Raw genomic sequence first — 21,102 nt, forward strand, 5'->3', positions numbered from 1 at the left:
GCTATGTTGGAGCTTAATCCTTTCCATTGCTAATTTATTGGATTAATAAACTACATTTAATACCCTAAAGCGGCCCCGGTAATAATACCAATAAATATCTCAATTTATACTTTCCTTTAATTTCAATACGTTAGATTAATATATTTCGTTACATTCTACCGCGTAAATACATACTTTAGCGGTATCTGATTACTCATTTTATGGATATTATTTGTTTCGTTCTTCACAACAGATAAATTTTTTTAATTAAATTATTTAATATAAGGTAAACAAAAATGAATAAGACTTTAATTGCATTATGCTTAGCGTTAACTACAACTTCTATTTCTGCAATGGCTGCGGATGCAGGTTCAGGTAAAATTACTTTTAAAGGCACAGTAAATAGCGGTGCATGTACAATTTCTCCGACCGATGTAAATAAAGAAGTTCAATTAGGTAGTATTGCCGCTGCTAATTTAAGTTCTGCAGGTAAAAAAGGCCCACTAAATACATTTGAATTAAAATTACAAGATTGCCAATTAGACCCAAGTGCTTCAGGTACACCATATTCTAAAGTAAAAATTACTTTTAATGGCCAACCTGATGCAACTAACGCAACTTTATGGTCAAGCACAGGTAGCGCAAATAACGTTGCAGTTTCATTCTTAGACAATGCAGGTAAAGCCATTAAACCAGGTGATACCTTAGAGCAAACACTGAAAGCGTCTGACACCACAATTATTTTATCTGCTCAAGCAGAAGCAACTGGTGCAGCAACTTCAGGTAGCATCAACTCTATCGCTAACTATGTATTAAGCTACGAATAAGATAGCCATCATACCTAAACAAAGCTTTACGCTGATTAGTGTAAAGCTTTGTATTTCCTCTATCGATTAGCATAAGAGTGCCAACATGTATTTTAACAGAAAAAATATAGGTTATATTATCTCACTCATTATGTGTGGTGGATATACGAACGCTGAAACTTTTAATATCAACGCCCTTAATTTATCTGTAGACGATAATATTGACCTAAGCTATTTTGAAAAAAATAGTTTAAGTGAAGGTTTATATGAGTCGGATATCATTTTAAATGATAAAAAAATCATCCGCGGCGAAAAAATTAAATTTATTAATAATGGTGGAATAATTGAGCCGTGTATTACGGCGCAGTTAATAAAACGTTTCCCATTAAATGAAGAGGCGAAAGAAATATTACTTTCCTCTCAAGAAAACGATTGTATTAATTTACTCTCTCTCGATCAAAACGTGGCTATCGATTTTAATGATAGCGAACAAGTTCTGAGTATTTCGATACCTCAGAAATATATGGAATCGACTTATTCTTCGTGGGTAACCCCTGAAATGCGCGATTACGGTATTGCTGGGTTAATTTTAGATTATACGATTAGCGATAATCATTTAACCCGTAAAAACGAAGAAACACGTAACCAGTTATATGCCTTCGGAAATGTGGGCGCTAACTTCGCGCAATGGCGTTTACGGGCAAATTACCAATATGAAAATAAATTGGTTGGCGAAGATGGACAGAGTAGCAAGAAACGCAACTTAGATTGGGACCAAGTCTACGCTTTTAGGGATATTACCAGCTTATCGGCGAAGTTGTTTGCCGGGGAAATTTTTATTAAATCAGATTTGTTTGATAGCGTGCGTTTCAAAGGCGTGAGCATGTTCACCGATGAAAGCATGATGCCACCGAATCTCAGGGGGTATGCGCCTCAAATTACCGGGGTTGCAGCCTCAAATGCAACGGTGACCTTATCACAAAATGGCCGTATCATCAGCCAAGTGAAAGTGCCGGCGGGTCCTTTTGTGATTAAGGACTTAAGTCAATCCATCATGGGAACCATTGATGTAACCGTAGCAGAGGATAACGGTAAAGAAACGAAATTTCAGTTTACCACAACCAATATTCCGTTTTTAACCCGTAAAGGACAAGCGCGCTACACCTTGAATTTAGGTCAACTATCCCCGAAAAATGGTACCCATGCTAACGACAATTTTATGACAGTCGAAAGCTCTGTTGGGGTGTTTAACAATACCTCTGTTTTTGGGGGAATAGTGGCGACAGCAGGAAATAAATATAAAGCCATTAACCTCGGCATTGGTCAAAATATCGGCTTTTTAGGGGCTTTTTCGGTGGATATCACCCAATCTTACGCCGATACCTTACTGGGGCATGAGAAAGGCAAAAGCTACCGTATCAACTATGCCAAAGATTTACCGAGTTTTAATGGGCAGTTGACATTAACCGGGTACCGTTTTGCCGACAGAACCTTTAACTCTTTATCCAATTTTGTTGAGCAAAACTTTGTCGACAGACAAAATACCGATACCAATAAAGATAAACATGTTTTTTCATTGTCTTACGCTCAGCAATTACCTGGGATTAATGCGAGTGCGAATATCACCGCATCCCGTAAAACCTATTGGAATGGTAAGCAAAATAACTATTTCAGTGTGGGGCTAAATAAATTCTTCGATGAAGGTATCATGAAAGGTGGGAACATATCCCTATCTTTAAACCAAGTTCGTGGAGCTAATAATAAAACAGATAACCAAGTTTATTTATCAGTCAGTAAACCGTTAAACTCTGAAAATCATAATGCATCCATATCGTATTTCGCCTCTTATAGTGACAACAACAAGCGCTATGCGAATAATGTGAATTACAGTCGTCATATTGATAGCAATACGAACTATAATTTAACTGCATCAACCCAAGATGGGTTATCGGAAGGGATGGTGAGCACATATGTATCACACAGTGCGGATGCTGGCCAAGTGCAAGTCACAGGGTCATTATCGGACTCAATGACGTCGCTGGGTATGACAGTGAGTGGCTCGGTTACCGCGACACAACACGGTATTTCAGCGCACCGTTTAACGTATCGTGACCAATCTCGCTTAGTGGTTGATGTGCCAAATGCGAAAGGCGTGATTATTGAAAATGGCAATGCGACGACGAATAGTCGTGGGTTAGCTACTATCAGTAACGTTCCGACCTACTATAATATGGAGTATAAGGTGGATGTGAACAACTTACCAGACACCGTAAACATTGATGATAATGTTTTAGCGTCTACACTCACTGATGGTGCAATCGGTTATGCTAAAATGGATGCGGATATTGGTAAATCGCTGATAACACGAATTAAGCTAGCTAATGGTCAATACCCACCATTAGGCTCAGTGGTGAAAAATAACGTAACGGGTAAAGTTTCAGGCATTATTGCTGAATCTGGCATCGTCTACTTAACTGGGTTGAACATGGGCGATCAGCTTAGCGTCAACTGGGGAGATGCACAAGCATGCACGTTCTTAGCTGACAGCCTCCTGGCTAAAAGTAGCGATTCAATTACTTGTCGTCACTAATGTGATTTCAATGGGTGAAAAAATGACATTATTTAAAAAAGTATTTTCCGTTGTTTTACTATCAAGCGTCATGAGCCAAGCGTATGCCGTCCTTGGGTTAGATAGAACCCGTGTTATTTTTAATGAAGCCGATGGCGGAACCAGTGTCGTTGTTGAAAACCAAGATACCGCTTCTTCATTTTTAGCGCAGACATGGATAGAAAACCAGAAAGGTGAAAAGCTGACTAACTCACTAGTGGCGTTACCTTTTTTACAAAAAATCGGCCCTAAACAGAAAAAACAAATCAAAATTGCCTATATGGATGGGCAAAATACCTTACCAACGGACAGGGAGAGTCTTTTGTATTTCAATGTATTAGGTATTCCACCGCAAGGTAAAGAAGCGAATGCGGTTCAATTTACTATCCAATCACGCTTAAAACTGTTTTATCGCCCAAAAGGTATTGACTACAAAGTCTCTGCCGAGAAAGATTTTCAGCGCGATTTAAAAGTCACAAAACAAGGTGGACAGATTACGTTATCGAATCCAACCCCGTTTAATATTGTGATCACCAATATCAATGTTGACCAAAGTAAGGATAAAGATTTTCCTGAAGTGCTTGTCGCCCCGTTTAGTGATTCGACCGTGACATTGAAAAACCCAGCATGGAATAGTTTTGAAGTCGCTTATATTGATGACTTTGGTGGCCTGAAATTTAATAAATACCAGTGTGCTGCAGCGCAGCCTTGCCAATTACTACCACAGCCGAAAAACAAATGAAAGTAACAGAAAATAATCAATAAAAGCACTACCAGTTATATTAGGGATAATGCTTCTAGCCGTTGGTCAAGAACCAATTGAGCAGCTTCAAGCTTGAATCCAACACTGAATAGTCGTCTTATACGTTTTGCCATGATTGTCACCCATTATGAGGAGATGATATTACCTCTGAATGGGTGACCAAATTAACTATGCCATTACAGTAATAAGCCCTTATAGGGCTAGAGCAAACCACCCGCATAGCGGGTGGTTATGATTTGTGGAGATTTTTTATTGAGCACAGACTTGCCATTAAATTATCTCACTCATTAAATACACCTGTTGATAAATAACGGTCTCCTCGGTCGCAAATGACTGCCACAATGACCGCTCCTGGGTTAGCCTTCGCCACTTTTAACGCACCGGCAACCGCCCCACCCGAGCTCACCCCACAAAAGATACCTTCAACTTTAGCTAAAGCTTTCATGGTCTCTTCAGCTTCTTGCTGGTTTATATCCAACACGCTGTCGACTAACGAGTCATCGAAGATACCGGGCAAATAACCAGGGGACCAACGACGAATACCGGGGATCTGACTCTTTTCCGCAGGCTGTAAACCAACAACATGTACCTCTGAAGATTGAGATTTTAAATAACGGCTTACCCCTGTAATTGTCCCTGTCGTCCCCATACTGGACACAAAGTGGGTAATGCTACCGTTAGTTTGCTGCCATATTTCAGGACCTGTGGTTTTAAAATGGGCCAACGGGTTATCAGGGTTATTAAATTGGTCTAAAACTTTCCCCTCACCTCTTTGTTCCATTTCCTTAGCCAAATCGCGGGCACCTTCCATACCAACAGCCGTACTCACTAAGATGAGTTCTGCACCATAGGCTTGCATTGAAGCTTGCCGCTCTTTACTCATGTTATCAGGCATGAGTAATTTCAGTTTGTAGCCTTTTACCGCAGCAATCATCGCGAGTGCGATACCTGTATTTCCACTAGTTGCTTCAATTAGCGTATCACCTGGTTTAATTTCACCCCGTAATTGCGCTTCATTAATCATTGAAAATGCCGCGCGATCTTTCACTGAACCTGCAGGGTTATTACCTTCAAGTTTCACCCAAATTTCAGCTTCAATCCCTTGTGTTAAACGCTGAAGTTTTACTAATGGGGTATTACCGATAAATTGTTCCAGAGCCGACACGTTACCATCCTTATAATTTTTATATATAAATAAGAAACAATAGAGATAAGATATTACCCCAATATTGGTACGTGAAAGTTGAAATCTCTTCACATTAATATTAGAAAAATAGATTATCTTAATGACCATTTCTGATATAGCTAATTGATATATTATATTACAATAAGCTTATAGAATTACCAGTTATATTTCACATAAAAATACAATGATTAACCCTATTTTATCAATGAGTTAGATGGATTTTGAACATGAAAGGAATTAGGCTGCATATTTTTATATACAAAGCCTAAATATCGCTAATATATGAAGAAAATAATAGAAAATATAACACCAATAATATATTTATCAGTGTTATAAATTATTGAATTTTATATTCATGCACTTTTAGCTAACTGTGGGAAAATTAATTCCTGATCCCCTTGATAAATCTTCGCCTGTTGGCTGCCTAAAAAGTAACGCTCACCTCGAGTTGGTATCGTTTTAGCAGATTGCCAAATCACTGACAACGGTTCTTTACCCCAACCTAAAGGCTGAACGGTTAATTGCCAAAAATGCCCTCTTGGCCCCGATTCGGTGACCCTAACAGGTAAACGGTGCTGCTCATCCACTTCCGCTTGTAATGAAATATCCCAAGGCCGTAAGAATACATCGACTTCACCTTGCTGAGCACCTGTATGCTTTAGTGGGAACGCATATCCATCGATATTTAATGTGGAACCTTTGATATGGGCAGAGATTTGGTTGATTTCCCCCATAAATTCAAGGACAAAACGTGTCTCTGGACGTTGCCAAATATCACTCGGTGTACCCACTTGTTCAATATGACCTTGGCTCATCACCACCACTCTGTCCGCCACTTCCATGGCTTCTTCTTGGTCGTGGGTGACAAAAACACTGGTAAATTTTAGTTCATCATGTAATTGGCGTAGCCAACGGCGTAACTCAATACGCACTTGTGCGTCGAGCGCACCAAAAGGCTCGTCCAATAATAAAATTTGCGGGTCAACCGCGAGAGCCCTTGCTAATGCCACACGCTGTTTTTGCCCCCCTGAAAGTTGTGCGGGGTAACGTGAAGCCAAATGGCCAAGTTGAACCATTTCTAGCAATTTGGTTACTTTATCTTTAATAACTTGAGCTGATGGCCGCTGTTTTCTGGGTAAGACAGTTAAACCAAATGCCACATTATCAAATACTGTCATGTGCCGGAATAGCGCATAGTGTTGAAATACAAAGCCAACATGCCTATCTTTGGCGTGAATTTTACTGACATCATGGCCATGAAAACGTAATAACCCCTGACTTTGCTGTTCAAGCCCTGCAATAATACGCAATAAGGTTGTTTTTCCTGAACCAGAAGGCCCTAATAGGGCAACCATTTCACCCGATGCGATATCCAGTGAAATATCGTTGAGTACTTGGGTTTTACCAAATAACTTACCGATTTTTTCAATTTCAATACTCATGATTAATGGACTCCTGATTCAGATTGCTGTCGACTTAAATGCCACTGCAATGCACTTTTAAGAATTAAGGTGATAATCGCCATGACTGCGAGGATCCCTGCGGCCGTAAACGCCCCTACCGTATTATAATCTTGATGCAATAATTCAACCTGCAACGGTAAGGTGTATGTTTCCCCACGAATAGCCCCTGAAACTACCGAAACTGCACCAAATTCACCGATTGCCCGGGCGTTAGTTAAAACGACCCCATACAGTAGTGCCCAGCGGATATTGGGTAATGTCACACGCCAAAACATCTTCCATCCTGACGCTCCCAGTAACACCGCAGCTTCATCTTCTTGGCTACCTTGGCTTAACATCAAGGGCACGAGCTCACGCACGACAAATGGACACGTCACAAAAATGGTCACTAACGCCATACCTGGCCATGAAAACATGAGCTGGATATCAAAACCTTCAAGCCACCCACCAAACCAGCTGTTCGAGCCATAAAAAAGTAAGTACAGCAAACCCGCAACAACAGGTGAAACCGCAAATGGGATATCCACCAAGGTGAGTAATAATTGGCGGCCGGGAAACTGAAATCGCGTTACTAACCAGGCCATCATGGTGCCAAAGACTAAATTTACCGGAACGGTAATTAAAGCGATTAATACTGTTAAACCAATGGCATGTAGCATGTCTGGGTCTGCCAGATTTAATAAAACGGTATCTAACCCTTTTTGAAAAGCCGTAATAAATATCCAAACAATTGGAATGACTAACAGTAAAAATGAAAACAATAAACCTATTGCAATTAGTAGCCATTTTCCCCAGTTAATTTGAGTACGGCTAGCGGTGTGAATTGGTGTAATTTGCGCCATTACTTGCCCCCTAACCGTTTACCAAAGCGGCTTTGTACTAAATTAACACTAAATAGAAGTAACAATGAAACCGCTAAAATAACTGAAGCCACAGCACTGGCTGCCGGGTAGTCAAATTGCTGTAGCTGACTAAAAATCATTAATGAAACAACTTCGGTTTGCCACGCAATATTACCCGCAATAAATATAATGGCACCAAACTCGCCTAAACTCCGTGTAAAGGACAAAACCGTTCCGGCTAATAAGGCCGGTGAAAGCTCTGGCAGTACCACTCGACGAAAGGTTTGCCAACGGCTCGCACCTAGGGTTTGAGCAGCTTCTTCGTACTCAGGGCCTAGCTCTTCCAATACAGGTTGAACTGTACGCACAACAAACGGAATACTGGTAAAAGCCATCGCAACCGCAATTCCCAACCAAGTATTCACGACTTTAATATCAAACTGCTGCAGATATTGCCCATACCAGCCCGAGGTTGCAAACAGGGTTGCCAATGTCAGCCCCGCTACCGCAGTAGGTAAGGCAAAAGGTAAATCCACTAAACCATCTAAAAACAAACGCCCAGGAAAACGATAACGCGTTAGGATCCACGCTAATAGCATGCCAAACACCGCATTAAACAAGCTTGCCACTAGTGCTGACAATAACGTCACTTTATACGCGGCAACCACTTGCGGGTAACTAATGACCGCCCAATATTGCTGCCATGTCATTTCCGATAATTGAATTACCAATGCGCTCATGGGTAATAGCAATATCAAACAGGTATAAAATAGACTGCTACCTAGCGTTAGCCCGAAACCCGGCAAGAAACGCTTTCCTGAACGCTCCATTAACGGCGCCCTTCTGCCATTAATTGGTCAAATTCTCCACCTGTAGCAAAATGAACCTCCATCACTTTTGGCCAGCTCTCAAATTGTGATTCAACGGTAAAGAGCTGAGTTTCAGGAAATTTAGCCTTATTTGCATTCATCACAGCTTTGTCATTCACTCGATAATTATACTGAGTGATGATTTCTTGAGCCTGTGGGCTATAGAGATAATTTAAGTAAGCTTTAGCGACGTCTTCCGTGCCATTTTTCTGTACATTTTTGTCGACCCAAGCGACAGGAAACTCCGCTAAGATATCCACTGGCGGTACAATGACTTCGTAGTCTGACTCGCCATACTGAGAGCGAATATTATTCACCTCTGATTCAAAGCTAATGAGGACGTCACCGAGCCCTCGCTCAATAAATGACGTCGTCGCGCCACGCCCACCGGTATCGAATACCTCTACATTTTTCAAAAACTGTTTCATTTGTTCACGGGTTTTTGCTTTATCATCTTTATTTTCCTGATTAAAAGCGCCCCATGCCGCAAGGTAGGTATAACGGCCATTTCCTGATGTTTTTGGATTTGGGAAGATTAGTTTGACATCTTCGCGGACTAAATCATCCCACGTTTTAATTCCTTTAGGGTTTCCTTTACGAACTAAAAATGCCATCGTTGAATAATAAGGCGAGCTATTATTTGGCAAGCGCGCTTGCCAGTCTGCTGGGATCAAATTCCCTTTCTCATGCAAAATTTGCACGTCAGTGACTTGGTTGTAGGTCACGACATCCGCTTTCAAACCTTGTAAAATAGCTAAGGCCTGCTTAGATGAACCTGCGTGTGATTGCTTAATCGTGAGTTTGTCGTCAGGGTGAGCCTCATTCCATTGCTTTTCAAATGATGGATTCAATGCCACAAATAATTCACGAGCAATATCATAAGAGCTATTAAGTAGTTCAGCGGCAACTAATGGCGAGCTCCCAAGTAATGATACCGTTGCCAAACTCGCTAGTGCTGTTTTTTTCAAAAATGATTTTTTCATTCCACACCTGTTCGTAACTAAACCCAAATGGCTAAGATTAAAACCACTGTATCTGTTTTGGTTATAACTGTGTAGCTATCAATCACCTTTTTATATACCAAATTGGAATAACAAAGAAATGAACGTCATAAGCAGGAAAATTAACTGATTTTTTAATTAGTTAGTGATATGAATGCGTTTCATTTTTAAGTTTAGCGAAGCAAAGACACCTTAAACATTTTCCCCCTCTCTCTTTTTTATACACATAATACACACTTTAAATATTGTAAGCACTCTTCAGAGTGTGTATTATGTGTATATCAGTTAACGAAATGGAGGGATCGTGCAAAGTTCGGAACTGATAAACATACTGCAAAAAAACGGTTGGAAACTTGAAAGAATAAAAGGAAGTCACCATCAGTTTTCCCACCCACATTTTTCAATTGTAATTACTGTTCCGCATCCACAAAAAGATTTAAAGATAGGCACACTAAATCACATTTTGAAGGCTGCGAAACTAAAACATTAAATAAGAAAAGCGTTCACGCATGAGCGCTATCTTTAATGGAGATAACCTAATGCTTTATACCGCCTTTATTGAAATTGATAATGATGGCAGCGCAAGTGGCTGGTTTCCTGATATTGAAGGATGTACATTCGCGGGCAGCAATATAGAAGAGGCTTACGCAGAAGCAAAATCAGCAATTGATGCTCATTTTGAATTATTGAGTGAAAAAGGCTTTGAGATCCCATTATCGAAATCTCAGCAAACGCTATTGAACCCAATACAACCTGAATATGCGCATGGGATATGGTTATTTGTGGATGTCGATATGGATAAATACGATGGCCGTACTGAGCGTATTAATATCACCTTGCCGCATCGTTTATTACATCGTATTGATGCTTTAGTGAAGGTTAATCCTGAATATGGTAGCCGTAGTGGTTTTATTGCTGCTGCAGCTCGTAAAGAATTAAAAAAAACCGATTAATACATTGAAAATAATAGATTACATAAATAATTATCAATCGCCGCATCCCTGCGGCAACTTATTGATCAAAGAGACGTCAATGTCTCAATCGACGGAGCATAGTAATAACTCCCCGAAACGGCTTTCGTCATACGTAGCAAATCATCGTATTTGCCGTCTTTTTCGCCGAACATACTTAATAATTGCTGTTCAATATTGTGTAACCTTGCACAATAAGCGATAAAAAATAAGCCATGTTTGCCGCTTGCTGTACCATATGGCAAGCTGTGACGCATAACTGAAAGCTCTTCGCCCTCTTCTTCTATCACCACGCGTGAGACATGAGAGGTGACATTGCGTGCATCTTCATCTAATTCAACACTATCTTTTTTCGTACGACCAATCATTTTTTCTTGTTCATGTTCCGAAAAACGATCCCATTTTCTCAAATCGTGTTCATAGCGTTGGACTAAAACATAACTTCCGCCTGTATCTTCACCGTCTTCGATTAATGTGACTTCTGCAATTTCTTCCCCTTGCGGGTTCTCTGTTCCATCAATAAAACCGCTTAAATCTCTGTCATCTACCCAACGGAAGCCATGAATTTCTTCCACTACAGAGATAGATTTACCAAATGCTTTTAAAGCTGCCTGCGCTAATGAAAAATTAATATCATGGCGCAGTGATTGAATATGAATAAACATATCCCGTTGAGTGGCAGGAGCAAGCCCTTTACCTAGAGTGCGAAATGGTTTCAATTCAGGGGCAGTATTTGCCTTACCGAGCTGTTTCCAGATGTCAGAACCAAACGCGATAACGGCACCAAGGCGATCATCTGGATATTGCGCTTGTAATTTGGTTAAAGCCTCGACAAAGCTTTTACATCCAGACTTAACTTCATCCAGAGCTCCCTCTTGCACTTGCGCTTCAATAAAAATACCAAAACGGCTATGTTCTTTCAAAATACCACTTTGAGAATGAGACATACGGTAAACCTCGTAAAATGAATATGTTATATAACCTATTTTTTATATAAGCGATTTTAATATTCTATCTTATCGCTATGATGTTCGCCTTGTTTTAACGCAAGGGAATATAGGTTTCCGGTCTATTATAAGAAAGAAAATTTAAGAAAGGGGAAATTTCTTTGAAAACAAGGAAAAAGAAATTTTAGTGGGAAGATATCGCCAGTATGAATAGACTTGGCGATATCATTAACGAAATGAGGTTATTTATGCCAAATAATTTGTGAGACTTGCCATGTTTTCAGGTCATTATCTGAAGGCATTAAATCTTCTGGTCCTTGCCATTTACCTGTAAAACGGTAAACCACTTTACTTGATTGCGGTGAATTACATTCAATGGTAGGAACGTCATTGACTCGCTCACCTAAGCCGCAAATACCAAATGCTTTTTGATAAATTTCGCTAAATTCAGTACCAATCGTAGGCCCCCATTCGGTTGCGATATCAGGGTCATTCACCGTAATTCGCGATACATAGCCGTGCTCTGGACCAACTATTTCTAATTTTACTTCATCATCATCCATTCCTTGGAAAATTGTGACCACATCCCCATTTTCCATTTGCATACCGCTGCGTAATGCATAGCGGTCATCCAGTTGTTTCTTAATGATATCCGCTTGCATTGGTGTAAAACTAGTCACTTGACCAAGGCCTGAGTCAGAAACCGTCAGTGGACCACTAAACCAAGTCGACGGTGAAAAAACCTTCACACCCGCACACCCTGATAACAGGGCTGCTCCACAGAGTAGAGAAGCCTTAAACAACGGCGATAATCCATTATTACTATTCAACTTTGCATGTTGGGACATATCACCCTCTTTTATGAGTCGCATAATGCATATTGTGACAATCTATTTATTAAAACATTCCCATGAATAGTTAAATAAATAGTCAATTAACTTAAAAATCCGTTTCGTGAGTTAATTTTTTCGAATAAATTAAACGTTCAGGTTGTTCTTCTTCATACAACATTTTTTCAAACATACAGATAGCCGCATCAGACTCTTCACTCACTAATAGCTCTATTCTTCCGCAGCCTCTGGCGATCAGTTTTTTTTCTAGTCGGCTCACTAGTGCGTTAGCGATACCACGGCCACGGTATTCAGGGTGAACGGCAAGGTAAACAGCAGTACCACGAATGCCATCATATCCTCCCATAATAGTGCCAACGACTTCCCCGGCAACTTCAGCCACTAAAAATAAGTCTGCCCCACACTGTAATTTGCGTTCGATATCGAGCTCAGGATCCCCTGAAAATTCATTGAGAGAACAGCGCTCCCATAGTGTCAGGACGTCTTCATAATCACTTTGCCGAAAGACTCGTATTTCCATCTTATTTGCCTGCTTAACCTAATCTTTCTGCCATTATCTCTGCTTTTACGACACAATCAATATTCAATATGCCTTTCTTCGAGCAAAAGGGTATACTTTAACCATTATTTTTTACCTATGGTTCTATTATAAAACAATGAATTACCCAGATATTGATCGTGTAAAAACCTATTTGCAAAGCTTGCAAGAGACCATTTGCCAAAAAATCACTGAGCTAGATGGTAAAGAAACTTTTCTAGAACAAACATGGGAACGCTCTGAAGGTGGTGGAGGTCGTAGCCGAGTACTAACTAAAGGGGCACTATTTGAACAAGCAGGAGTGAATTTCTCGCATATTAAAGGAGAAAAATTACCTGCTTCTGCTTCAGCCCACCGCCCTGAACTTGCAGGTCGCAGCTACCAAGCAATGGGCGTCTCTCTCGTTATTCACCCTCTGAATCCTTATATTCCAACAACCCACGCTAATGTCCGTTTCTTTATTGCTGAAAAAGAAGGTTGTGAACCTGTTTGGTGGTTTGGTGGTGGTTTTGATTTAACCCCTTTCTATGGTTTTCATGAAGATGTTATCCACTGGCACACCGTTGCTCGTGATTTATGTCGTCCTTATGGGCATGATGTTTATCCTAAATATAAAAATTGGTGTGATGAATATTTCTTCCTGAAACATAGAAATGAGCCTCGTGGTGTTGGCGGGCTATTTTATGACGACCTTAACCAAGGCGGGTTTGAGTCTTGTTTTAACTTCACTCAAGCCGTTGGCAATGGCTTTTTAAATGCCTATGTGCCTATTGTTGAAAAACGTCGAGAGTATTCATGGGGTGAACGAGAACGTCAATTCCAATTATATCGTCGTGGCCGTTATGTAGAATTCAATTTAGTATGGGATAGAGGTACATTATTTGGCTTACAAAGTGGAGGCCGAACAGAATCAATTTTAATGTCAATGCCTCCGCTTGTTCGCTGGGAATACGACTATCACCCAGAACCGAATAGCCAAGAGGCCGCTCTCTATACTGAATTTTTAATCTTAAATAAAGAGTGGGTTTTGCCATAATTAATAACATTGGTTTACAAATTAAGGTAGAAAGATAACTGTTCTACCTTTCTAACATAAAATAACAATAATTAATTTTAAAGCTTAGATATCAGGTAGTTACAAAACCATCACGACGAATTATGATTCCATTTCACCCAACTGAATGGAGTTATAATATGAATCAATCTTTAGGCCGTTCTTTACTCTCACCTTGTTTATTGGCCAATTTAGTGACTAAAGCAGGTCATAGTGACTTAAAACCAACGCTCACACATATCAATGATATTATGAGCCGAACCTATTCACATGAAGATGCCTTACTTCACCGCAATAATCTTTCATCTTGCCCTATAGATACCGCTGGAAAGCGTTATAACCGCTTTATTCGTGACGCTCAACTCCCCGTTCCATATAAGCACCACTGGCACTCCGACCTACCAATCTGTGAACGTTCAGGACTTTCTCCAGATAGTCATATGCCACATGATGACTATGCTGTCATTATGTGCGAAGACGACACTCAAGCTCCCTCAAGGCCAGCTGGGCAAGTATTTAATTCAATTGGTGTTATTCGTACCTTTTTTAAGGAAAAATTAAATATTGACCAAATTTTTGGCTGTTCTGCTGATATTAATGCGGTTATTCATTATGGAACAAACTACGCTAACGCATTTTGGAATTCTCAAGCTATTTTCTTTGGTGACGGGGATGGAATCGTTTTTGGTCCATTCTATAACGACATTGATATAATCGCTCACGAACTTGCTCATGGTTTCATTAGTTCAAAAGCTGATTTTAGATACTCTTTCCAGTCAGGAGCACTGAATGAGTCCGTCGCAGACGTACTTGGTATTATGGTAAAACAATATTTGAACAATGAAACGGCGGATACATCTAGTTGGTTGCTCGGGGAAAATTTATTTATCGACCAAATAAATGCGCCAGCACTACGTTCTATGATGGATCCAGGCGACGCTTATTATCTTTCTGACGATATTAGAGACCCACAAGTTGGCCATATGGCGCAATATCAGGATTTACCTATTTTTATTGATAATGGCGGCGTACATATTAATTCAGGCATTCCAAATAAAGCCTTTTACCTATTAGCCAAGAGCCTTGGTGGTTATACATGGGATATTGCAGGTAAAATTTGGCTTGAAGCCGTATCTGACAAACGCGTGACCTCGAAGGCAACCTTCATCGAATTTGCTGATGCAACGATCCGCGCAGCTAAGAAACTGTTTGATAATAATATCGCACAAAAAACACAACAGAGTTGGTTAGATGTTGGGTTAGAAGTCAATCTGTAATCATTAATATCGCTAGATAGCATTAAACTATTTAAGAACCATTTTCTGAAAAACTAAAGGCCGATATTAAAGAGCATTCGCTAACTCTTTCATTCAGCCTTATTAATCAAACCTGCACGTTAGCGTTTTTTCTTTTTTCTACCTGGTTGTGTAAATTTTTTACGTGTCGGGTTTTCTGTTTTTGCTTTTGGTTTACTTGGCGACGCTTGCTTTGTATTACCTTTGCTCGCAGAAGTGGATTTCTGTGGCTTTTTCAATTTTACGTCTGACTCAGATTTTTCCATCATATCAAATAATTCAATTAGTTCATCATCCGTTAAGTCTCGCCACTCACCGACAGGAATGCCGGTCAACTTAACATTCATAATGCGAACGCGTTCAAGTTTTGTGACTTCAAAACCAAAATGCTCACACATACGACGAATTTGACGGTTTAGCCCTTGCACAAGCGTAATTCTAAAAACAAAAGGCGCTTCCTTCTTAACCTTACATTTTTTAGTCATTGTACCGAGGATCGGGACTCCAGCCCCCATTCCACGAATAAAATCATCTGTAACGGGCTTATTGACAGTAACTAAATACTCTTTCTCATGAGAATTTCCAGCCCGCAAAATTTTATTCACCAAATCCCCATGGTTTGTTAGAAAAATTAACCCTTGAGAGTCTTTATCTAAGCGGCCAATTGGAAAAATTCGGGTGCTGTGATTAACATAATCAACAATATTATCTTTTTCACCACTCTCCGTCGTACTGACAATACCGACTGGCTTATTGAGTGCGATTAACACTAAATCTTCTTCATTACGCGGCTCAATTAATTGCCCATTAACTTTTACCACGTCACCAGAAAAAACTTGGTCGCCAATTCCTGCACGCTTACCATTAATAAATACATTACCCTGCTCAATATAACGGTCAGCTTCACGCCTTGAGCAAATACCACTTTCACTAATATATTTGTTTAAACGTGTAGAAGAACGAGTGTCCATAATTTCCCTCAATCTTTAATTCTTACCCTTCGTCCATCATGATGTATTCTGGTCACGTAAGGGCGATATTCTTTCTTAAAGTATCAATCTAGATAATATTAAAAAGCCGTAACAGAATAATTTTGTTACGGCTTTGTCTGTTCAATAGGGTTAATTAAACCTTCATTAACGCCTTACTGACTAACGCTTTTTCAAATGCTGCATTAAACGCTTACGCTTACGTAGCTGGGTTGCCGTTAACTTATTTTTCTTATCTGCATAAGGGTTTTCACCCTCTTTAAACAGAATTCGAATTGGCGTTCCCATCACTTGTAATGAACGACGGAAGTAATTCATCAAATAACGTTTATAGCTATCTGGTAAATCGGAAACTTGGTTACCGTGGATCACCACAATCGGTGGGTTGTGTCCTCCGGCATGGGCATATTTCATTTTAACACGGCGACCACGGATAAGCGGTGGTTGGTGCTCATCTTCTGCCATCTTCATAATGCGTGTTAATAATGCCGTTCCGACTCGACGAGTTGCTGATTCGTAAGCTTCTTGCACTGATTCAAATAGATTCCCCACTCCACTACCATGCAGTGCAGAAATAAAGTGAATACGTGCGAAATCAACAAAGCCAAGACGCAGTTCAAGCATGTCTTTTACGTGTTCGCGGTCTTCTGGCTTCATACCGTCCCATTTATTGACCGCAATCACCAATGAGCGCCCCGCATTGAGGATAAAACCAAGTAAAGATAAATCTTGGTCTGAGATACCTTCACGTGCATCAATGACTAATAATACGACGTTCGCATCTTCAATCGCTTGTAACGTTTTAATTACAGAGAATTTTTCGACTGTTTCAGTGACTTTGCCACGTTTACGAACACCTGCGGTGTCAATCAGGATATATTCACGCTCATCGCGTTCCATTGGAATGTAAATGCTGTCACGGGTTGTCCCGGGCATATCAAACACAATAACCCTATCTTCACCTAATATACGGTTGGTTAATGTGGATTTACCTACATTCGGGCGACCAACAATGGCTAATTTAATCGGTAGTGTTGTTGGGTCAAAGTCATCTTCTTCGTCTTCATCAAGCTCACCTTGAGCTTCTAACTCAGCCCAATAAGCCGCATTTTCTTCTTCTTCAGTCAGCTCAACCTCTTCTTCGTCTTCACCAATAAAAGGTTTTAACGATTGTTCGATTAACTGAGTGACACCACGGCCGTGCGATGCTGCGATAGGATGAATTTCCCCTAAGCCAAGAGAGTAAAAATCCCCGATTGCCGTTGTAACATCGATGCCATCTGTTTTGTTCGCGACTAAATATGTTTTTTTCTTGCGACTACGAAGATGTTTGGCAATACCTTCATCTGCAGGCATTAACCCAGATCTTGCATCAACCATAAACAGAACAATATCGGCCTCTTCAATGGCTTGCAAGGACTGTGCGGCCATGTGCGTTTCTACGCCTTCCTCAGTCCCATCGATACCACCCGTGTCGATAATAATGAATTCATGCCCTTCAACTTCAGCACGACCATATTTGCGATCACGAGTCAGACCGGGAAAGTCCGCTACTAATGCGTCACGGGTACGGGTTAAACGGTTAAATAACGTGGATTTTCCTACGTTTGGACGCCCTACCAGCGCTACGACGGGTATCATTCTTAGATGCCTCACAACTTTTATTAACTTAAGGAATTCTGAGGCTTTAACTCAGAAAACAAAAAAACGAAACGGCTCCTGTCTTCAGGAACCGTTGATTTTATCGATAAATTGGCGGTTTGTCAGAAAATTAACGTGTTAACAGGTAAACTGTTCCGTTTTTTGTCTGAACCATTAGCTTATCACTCGCAACAACTGGGCGACTGTGAATACCTGAGCTGTTTAATTTGTTTTGTGCAACAAACCCACCCGTATTCATGTCTAACCAATGCAGATAACCTTCTTTATCACCGACAACAAGATAGCCATTATACATTTCTGGCGCAGATAACCCACGATTTAACAGGTCTTCCTGCGTCCATAGCGTCACACCATCGCTTTTACGAACAGATAATACGCGGTCACTTTGGTCAACGAGATACAGGTTTTCACCTGACATCACCATGTCATTGATTGAGCCCAGCTCACGTTTCCACAGAATTTGACCTGAGCGCATATCCAGTGCTGCCAATGTGCCATTATAAGCAATCGCATACACTTTACCGTCATCAATAATTGGTGTCATGTCGACATCATTTAAGCGGCCGATTTCTGTCGAACTTGTCACTTGCGAAATACGTTGTTGCCAAATTAATTGACCTTGAGACAACAGCACCGCACTAACACGGCCGTTGTCCCCACCGACAATCGCAGCACCAAAAGCAACCGCAGGCGCAGATTCACCGCGTAATGACAACGATGGGGTATCCATGTTAACGGTCCATTTGATTTCACCGCTATTGACGTCTAAAGCTTGCAGTTGGCCATTACTGGTATGAATAATAACAAAATCATTACTCACTACCGGTTTAGAAAGGGCTTCACCGGCGACTTCGACATCCCAAACGACTTGGCCATCTTCTTTGTTCAGCGCAATAACGGTTCCGCGCTCTGTACCCACAAAGATTTTGTCGCCATCGACGGTTAAACCGCCTGACAATAACGCAGACAAGTTAGCAGAAAGAAAACCTGTTCGTTTAGATAAATCGACTGACCAGAGCTCTTTACCGCTATCGAGTTCAAAAGCTTTAACTAAACCTTTACGGTCTGCTGCATAAACCGCTGAACCATCCCAAACAGGTGATAATTCAGAATAAAATTGTTCAACACCATTTCCGACAGATTTATCCCAAACAATTGATGGGCTGAATTGATTTTCAACCTGTGGAAGTGGCGCCATGATAATAGAATCAGTTTCGCTGGAACAACCGGCAAGTAAAGCTGAAGCGACTAGGCCAACTAAAAGTGTTTTGCGCAACTGCATGTTTGTCGTTTCCTTTCTTCTTATGAATTAGATACGTTGTTCAACTTCAGAGTCAAAATACCTCTAATAGATTGAGAGCCTTCACTTTCTAACCCCTGAGCGTAAGCCGCTTTTGCACCTGCTTTATCGCCCTTGTGGAGTAAAGCATCACCACGGACATCCTGTGCCGTTGCTTGCCATGACTTACTTTTAATATTTGCAACTGATGCTATCGCACCGTCCGCATTACCTTGAGCCAATTGAACTCGCGCTAAACGCAGGTTAATTAAATCTTGCATATCCGCGGTTTTTGCCTTCGCTAGTGCATTGGTCAAAGCAGTTTGTGCGTTAGCCAAATCACCTTTATCCACAGCGATTTGCGCAAGCTCTAAGCCCATCATCGCACTGTATACATCGTCAGTTTCAGCTGCGAATTTTTGCGCTGCAACAATACTTTGTTCTGAACCTGAACGTAACTGAGTGTTTACTGCTTCAAACTTTTGAGCGCTTTCTTGCAGTACATTGGTTTTATGTGATTGCCAGTAGTTCCAACCAAATACACCACCCACACCAATTACGAGGCCAACAACTAATGCCACGCCATTATTCGCAAAGAAGCGTTTAATCGCATCGACTTGATCATTTTCGTTTGTATAGACTTCCACTTGTCTCTCCTTAACCTAATAACTCGGCGATGCGTGACGCCATAAGTTGCTGCGAAATGGTTTCTTGTACGCCTGTGCGTAAATCTTTCAATGTGACTTGGTTATTTTGAATTTCATCTTCCCCCAAGATCAGGGCAATTTTAGCGCCTTGTTTATCCGCTCTTGCTAACTGTTTCTTGAAGTTACCACCACCGTGGTTAGTCATTAACCGCAGTGTCGGTAGTGCATCACGCACTTTTTCGGCCACTAATATCGCTGCTTGCTGGCTATTTTCGCCAAATGAAGCAAGATAAACATCAGCCACTGAAGCATCCGCTGTAAATTCAGGATTCACTTCTTGGACTAATAACACCATGCGTTCCATACCCATGGCAAAACCCACCGCAGGTGTTGCACGACCGCCTAATTGTTCAACTAAGCCATCATAACGGCCACCCGCGCAAACTGTACCCTGTGAGCCCAACGCCGTTGTTACCCATTCAAAAACAGTGCGGTTATAGTAGTCAAGACCACGAACTAAACGCTGATTAACACGGTATTGAACGCCAGCGGCTTCTAACAGCTTGCATAAGCCATCAAAGTGCTCACGTGATTCGACATCAAGGTAATCAAACAGTTCAGGTGCATCATTCAATAAAGTCTGAACGTCTTGATTTTTGGAGTCCAAAACACGCAGAGGATTTGTGTACATCCGGCGTTTGCAATCTTCATCCAGCTTGTCTTTATGCTGTTCTAAGAAAGCAACTAAGGCCTCACGGTAATTAGCACGCGCTTCTAATGAGCCAATCGAATTCAGCTCTAATGTCACATGCTCACTAATACCTAATGCTTTCCACCAGCGCGCTGTCATTAAGATGACTTCCGCATCAATGTCAGGACCCGCAAGACCAAACACTTCAGCACCTAATTGGTGAAATTGACGGTAACGGCCTTTTTGTGGGCGCTCATAACGGAACATTGGCCCTAAATACCACAAACGCTGTTCCTGATTGTACAGCAAACCATGCTCAATACCGGCACGGACACAACCTGCGGTATTTTCAGGGCGTAATGTCAGACTTTCATCATTACGGTCATTGAAAGTGTACATTTCTTTTTCAACGACATCCGTCACTTCACCTATCGCTCTGCGAAATAGCGGGGTCTGCTCTACAATCGGGGTACGAATTTCACTAAAACCATAACCCTGTAAAATATTTTTTAATGTTGCTTCGATTTTCTGCCATACACGCGTGTCAGCTGGTAAGTAATCATTCATGCCGCGAATGGCTTGGATATTTTTTCCCACTTTATTTCTCTATTTTCAGAATTACATAAGTTTGATTATAAGAGCGAAATATCATCTGGTTCAA

At 40.9% G+C, this 21,102-nt stretch carries 20 protein-coding genes; 7 read left to right on the forward strand and 13 right to left on the reverse strand.

Going from position 1 to position 21,102, the window contains the following annotated elements; translation table 11 throughout:
• Positions 1–275 precede the first annotated feature (275 nt).
• From PR800_RS09060 to PR800_RS09070, 3 genes are all read left to right on the forward strand, one after another.
• On the forward strand, positions 276–806 hold the full coding sequence (locus tag PR800_RS09060; RefSeq protein WP_102137568.1) for a fimbrial protein: 531 nt from the start codon (positions 276–278) through the stop codon (positions 804–806).
• A gap of 85 nt (positions 807–891) precedes the next feature.
• Entirely contained in the window at positions 892–3,375 is a 2,484-nt protein-coding gene (locus PR800_RS09065) for a fimbria/pilus outer membrane usher protein (protein WP_239979464.1), read from the forward strand.
• 22 nt (positions 3,376–3,397) lie between these two features.
• Entirely contained in the window at positions 3,398–4,135 is a 738-nt protein-coding gene (locus PR800_RS09070; protein WP_195697431.1) for a fimbrial biogenesis chaperone, read from the forward strand.
• A gap of 301 nt (positions 4,136–4,436) precedes the next feature.
• Here PR800_RS09070 and cysM read toward each other — a convergent pair whose 3' ends face one another.
• From cysM to PR800_RS09095, 5 genes are all read right to left on the reverse strand, one after another.
• Positions 4,437–5,321 carry a cysteine synthase CysM gene (cysM, locus tag PR800_RS09075; protein ID WP_272530612.1) on the reverse strand — a complete coding sequence of 295 codons (885 nt, stop codon included), beginning with the start codon at positions 5,319–5,321 and terminating at the stop codon, positions 4,437–4,439.
• 374 nt (positions 5,322–5,695) lie between these two features.
• Positions 5,696–6,784, reverse strand: a complete 1,089-nt coding sequence (cysA, locus tag PR800_RS09080) for a sulfate/thiosulfate ABC transporter ATP-binding protein CysA (RefSeq protein WP_102137564.1) — start codon at positions 6,782–6,784, stop codon at positions 5,696–5,698.
• Between the two features lie 2 nt (positions 6,785–6,786).
• On the reverse strand, positions 6,787–7,647 hold the full coding sequence (gene cysW / locus PR800_RS09085; RefSeq protein ID WP_102137563.1) for a sulfate/thiosulfate ABC transporter permease CysW: 861 nt from the start codon (positions 7,645–7,647) through the stop codon (positions 6,787–6,789).
• Positions 7,647–8,477, reverse strand: a complete 831-nt coding sequence (gene cysT / locus PR800_RS09090) for a sulfate/thiosulfate ABC transporter permease CysT (RefSeq protein ID WP_102137562.1) — start codon at positions 8,475–8,477, stop codon at positions 7,647–7,649. Before cysT ends, cysW begins: the two co-directional genes overlap by 1 nt.
• On the reverse strand, positions 8,477–9,499 hold the full coding sequence (locus PR800_RS09095; RefSeq protein ID WP_102137561.1) for a sulfate ABC transporter substrate-binding protein: 1,023 nt from the start codon (positions 9,497–9,499) through the stop codon (positions 8,477–8,479). The genes cysT and PR800_RS09095 overlap by 1 nt, the downstream gene beginning before the upstream one ends.
• A 322-nt stretch (positions 9,500–9,821) precedes the next feature.
• Between PR800_RS09095 and PR800_RS09100 the strand changes: the two genes are divergently transcribed.
• Both PR800_RS09100 and PR800_RS09105 read left to right on the forward strand, forming a co-directional pair.
• Positions 9,822–10,007 carry a type II toxin-antitoxin system HicA family toxin gene (locus tag PR800_RS09100; RefSeq protein WP_094961724.1) on the forward strand — a complete coding sequence of 62 codons (186 nt, stop codon included), beginning with the start codon at positions 9,822–9,824 and terminating at the stop codon, positions 10,005–10,007.
• Positions 10,008–10,056: 49 nt separating this feature from the next.
• Complete coding sequence (locus PR800_RS09105) at positions 10,057–10,470, forward strand: type II toxin-antitoxin system HicB family antitoxin (protein WP_094961723.1); 414 nt, start codon at positions 10,057–10,059, stop codon at positions 10,468–10,470.
• Positions 10,471–10,535: 65 nt separating this feature from the next.
• Here the strand turns inward: PR800_RS09105 and PR800_RS09110 are convergent, their stop codons facing one another.
• The 3 genes from PR800_RS09110 to PR800_RS09120 all read right to left on the reverse strand — a co-directional run bounded on the left by PR800_RS09110 (position 10,536) and on the right by PR800_RS09120 (position 12,806).
• Positions 10,536–11,435, reverse strand: coding sequence for a Dyp-type peroxidase (locus PR800_RS09110; protein ID WP_166267514.1), 900 nt, complete (start codon positions 11,433–11,435; stop codon positions 10,536–10,538).
• 242 nt (positions 11,436–11,677) lie between these two features.
• On the reverse strand, positions 11,678–12,283 hold the full coding sequence (locus PR800_RS09115; protein WP_102137559.1) for an RpoE-regulated lipoprotein: 606 nt from the start codon (positions 12,281–12,283) through the stop codon (positions 11,678–11,680).
• A gap of 91 nt (positions 12,284–12,374) precedes the next feature.
• The gene (locus PR800_RS09120) at positions 12,375–12,806 is read right to left on the reverse strand and encodes a GNAT family acetyltransferase (RefSeq protein WP_004264887.1); all 432 of its coding nucleotides are present in this window, start codon (positions 12,804–12,806) and stop codon (positions 12,375–12,377) included.
• A gap of 136 nt (positions 12,807–12,942) precedes the next feature.
• Between PR800_RS09120 and hemF the strand changes: the two genes are divergently transcribed.
• Positions 12,943–13,860, forward strand: a complete 918-nt coding sequence (gene hemF / locus PR800_RS09125) for an oxygen-dependent coproporphyrinogen oxidase (protein WP_272530615.1) — start codon at positions 12,943–12,945, stop codon at positions 13,858–13,860.
• A gap of 158 nt (positions 13,861–14,018) precedes the next feature.
• Positions 14,019–15,155, forward strand: coding sequence for a M4 family metallopeptidase (locus PR800_RS09130; protein WP_272530617.1), 1,137 nt, complete (start codon positions 14,019–14,021; stop codon positions 15,153–15,155).
• Between the two features lie 119 nt (positions 15,156–15,274).
• On the opposite strand, the gene rluF is transcribed toward PR800_RS09130, so the two are convergent.
• From rluF to hisS, 5 genes are all read right to left on the reverse strand, one after another.
• Positions 15,275–16,144 (reverse strand): 23S rRNA pseudouridine(2604) synthase RluF, encoded by an 870-nt coding sequence (gene rluF / locus PR800_RS09135; RefSeq protein WP_102137557.1) that lies wholly within the window; start codon positions 16,142–16,144, stop codon positions 15,275–15,277.
• Between the two features lie 180 nt (positions 16,145–16,324).
• Positions 16,325–17,803, reverse strand: coding sequence for a ribosome biogenesis GTPase Der (der, locus tag PR800_RS09140; RefSeq protein WP_102137556.1), 1,479 nt, complete (start codon positions 17,801–17,803; stop codon positions 16,325–16,327).
• Positions 17,804–17,933: 130 nt separating this feature from the next.
• Positions 17,934–19,106 carry an outer membrane protein assembly factor BamB gene (gene bamB, locus PR800_RS09145; RefSeq protein WP_166267522.1) on the reverse strand — a complete coding sequence of 391 codons (1,173 nt, stop codon included), beginning with the start codon at positions 19,104–19,106 and terminating at the stop codon, positions 17,934–17,936.
• 20 nt (positions 19,107–19,126) lie between these two features.
• Positions 19,127–19,750, reverse strand: a complete 624-nt coding sequence (locus PR800_RS09150) for a YfgM family protein (RefSeq protein ID WP_102137554.1) — start codon at positions 19,748–19,750, stop codon at positions 19,127–19,129.
• Between the two features lie 10 nt (positions 19,751–19,760).
• The gene (gene hisS, locus PR800_RS09155) at positions 19,761–21,038 is read right to left on the reverse strand and encodes a histidine--tRNA ligase (RefSeq protein WP_102137553.1); all 1,278 of its coding nucleotides are present in this window, start codon (positions 21,036–21,038) and stop codon (positions 19,761–19,763) included.
• Positions 21,039–21,102 lie beyond the last annotated feature (64 nt).

It is taken from the genome of Providencia sp. PROV205 (assembly GCF_028479505.1).
Classification (GTDB): domain Bacteria; phylum Pseudomonadota; class Gammaproteobacteria; order Enterobacterales; family Enterobacteriaceae; genus Providencia; species Providencia huaxiensis.